Here is a 2,855-nt window from a genome sequence, read left to right on the forward strand (position 1 = left end):
CTTCATTTGCCACAATCTCCCAAAGTTGCGCATCAGGATTCCAAGAACCATCTGATAATTTTTCAGACACTCCGAGGGGATTAAACATCACGCCAAAATCCAATCCGTTCAATTTACCAGACTGAAAAATGATGTGAAGTTCCTCATTCTCAAGAATGTAATCCTGCGAAAACTGAATATGGTTATCCTTGAATCGATAGAATGTTTCCGTGTTTGTCGTACCATCATCGTTTGTGACAGTATCGGTATATGTGCTTACAGAGTCAATCGTTCCGTCAGTCCGTGGATATATGTCATCAAAGACCACCACCTGCTCCACTGCTGCCTCAGTCGGCATATTGGGATAAGCATCCACATAGGGAGTTCCGACAGGGAGCATAAGTCGTTTCTGCACGATGCCATTGACAACCACGGTTTCATCAACGGGGCGATAGTTTACGGGAATATTCCGCGTTGAGCCAAAAGCATAGATTCTGGTGGCGTAAACATTCTTATTGCCTGAACTTGATATGTCAGCCACATTCACGCCTTGCTCAAAGTCAATCGGTGTGCCAATTTCACATCTGCCAAAATAAATCACATGGTCTTCAATCCACCATTCACACTCCCACGCTTCCGCCATCATATTAAGGGCGGTTATCATATCCGTATTGTTGTAGGTCAGAAGTTTTGCTGACTGCGTGACCGTGCTATCTATTGAAAAGATAAACTCCTGCTCGTTGTACTTATATCCTAATGCTTTAAGATTGCGCACAAATACGCCTAAATGCACATCAAGGGTTGCAGTAAGACTCCACGAAGCCTCGCGACCACCGGTTTCAGGGGTGTACTTGAAAATCTTATTTCGCCATTTACAATAATAGGCTTCAAGTTCTAATTCATAATCATAGCCCCCGGTTGATTTGTTGTAAGTGGGATTATACAACTCAACCAATTCAAAGCGGCCAAAACCCGGCACATCGCACCAATCGCCCAACTGAAAGTAAATAGGCTTGCTAACGCTGAATTTAAGCAAAACATAATCAGACCCCATCAACTCTACGACCCTTTTAGAGCCTTTATTGATGGGTGTCTGAAAACGTATCTCGTTTGCGGTATCGTATATCGTTAGCATACTGCAAAAGACGCAAAAGAAAAGCGAAGTAACCCAAATGTTACCTCGCTTAATCGCTACCTTTGAAAAGTAGTCGTAATTTCGCCCAATGTCAGGGCGAAGCATAGGTTAAACCCCATGACTTTTATGTAATCAATAACCCATTGCGTAAGACCGGTGACGGCTATTCCGTACCCAGCCCACATAAGGCATAAAGCGCAAGTTTGAATAATAGCATCCATCATCTTGCTTGATGAACTCGCCATACATTTTCAGTTTATCGCCTTGCAAAAAGGCAAATTTTGAATAGCCAATGACCTTTGAAACGGCTCTATCCATCTGCATAGACCCATAGCCAAATTTCTCAATAGCCGGGTAGATGATATTCTGAAAAGCGGTTTCGCTATCGGTCATATCCCCCTGCGGTATGATGCTTAGTATTCCGTTGTGTGCGAACCATACATCGCCACGATTAAAGGGGTGACAGTTGGCTCGCTTGATTGAGCCATGTGTCGCAAGGCGAAAATGTATGATGCAAGGCTCTTCATCTGATACCTTTTTCAGTTGTCTTTTGAAACTATCGAAGCTCATCCCCTTATAAAAGGTTGATGGGGATATGAAACCGCAACCGTGGGGATTTGCTTTGTAGGCTGCCTTGATGATGTCGTTTTCTGGCATTTTAACGCCTGCCGGCTTTACTATGATGACGCACATAATGATATTCTTTATTTTGATGTTTAGAAATGCTTGTAGGGGTTTTAATCGGTGTCAGGGGTATGTTTCAACCCCTGACCCTGATTGATGTCTTAAAGGCTTGCAAAGTGGCTTGCACGTGCCTTAAAGAATGACTTCTCCTCTGCGTTGAGAAATGGTATCTCGTCGATGCTTGCTACCGGGGCGGTCAGTCGGTTTTTCTTTGACCAGATGACGAGCTTTCCGCAGAAGCTAACCCAGTTGATGATTTTTTCGTAGTTGGTCGTGCCGGCGTGCTGTCTAAACTCGATGGTCTTGTGACGGCGGTAGCTTTCGGCATTGACTTTGTGGTAGCGGTCGTTGCAGAGGGCACGTCGTATGTCTTCAACCGTCACGGCACTTTCAAGATAGAAGATGTGGTCTTGCAGCGTGTGAGCGTATCCGGCGTTGTCAGCGCGACGCGAGCGGGCCATAAAGGTATCTATGACGGCCTCAAGGTAGGCGTAGTTTACAAACACGTTGCAGTATTGCTTTGCGGTCAGTTTAGATGCACCGATATGCACATGCAGACCGCATGTTTGATTGACGTTTGCGCCGGCGGTGTTAAGCGTCTTGACGGCGTTTTTAAGGGCGTTCTTGCCGTTTACGCCTGCAAGCACCGGCGACACACACTCGATGGGGTCAGTCATGCCGCGCACTGATGCGTCAGTGACAAACTTGAAGTAGTCGTGACCGTCGCGGTGGTTGTAGCCCTCGTATTCGTAGGCCATGCCGGTGTGTTCTGCGGCGGTTCTAATTGCGCCACGGTTGACGAAGCACTCTATCTCAACGCCAAATGTGAAGCGGCCACGGGTAGCGCACTCAACGCCCTCAAGCAAGAGGTCGATTTCGTAGGGTGTAATGCCCAGTTTAGCGAGGGCGGCTTTCTTTGAGTTCTTGCTGGTGTTAGCAGCCTTGATTTCGTTTACTTGTTCGTTAAGAGTCTTCATAACGCTTGGGGTTTTAAGGGGTTTAACTTATTGTGGTTATTGATTACGATGCAAAGTTAAGGTGTTTACTTTAATCTACA

Annotated in this window: 2 protein-coding genes and 1 pseudogene; all 3 read right to left on the reverse strand. The window is 46.0% G+C overall.

Going from position 1 to position 2,855, the window contains the following annotated elements; all coding sequences use genetic code 11:
* Positions 1-1,114: pseudogene (locus C5O24_RS12210) on the reverse strand (hypothetical protein); the annotation flags it as partial.
* Between the two features lie 132 nt (positions 1,115-1,246).
* Complete coding sequence (locus C5O24_RS12215; protein WP_107681903.1) at positions 1,247-1,807, reverse strand: class II glutamine amidotransferase; 561 nt, start codon at positions 1,805-1,807, stop codon at positions 1,247-1,249.
* 92 nt (positions 1,808-1,899) lie between these two features.
* Positions 1,900-2,775: an amidoligase family protein gene (locus C5O24_RS12220; protein WP_107681904.1), complete on the reverse strand. Its 876-nt coding sequence runs from the start codon at positions 2,773-2,775 to the stop codon at positions 1,900-1,902.
* Positions 2,776-2,855: the final 80 nt, after the last annotated feature.

It is taken from the genome of Paramuribaculum intestinale (assembly GCF_003024925.1).
Taxonomy (GTDB): Bacteria; Bacteroidota; Bacteroidia; order Bacteroidales; family Muribaculaceae; genus Paramuribaculum; species Paramuribaculum intestinale.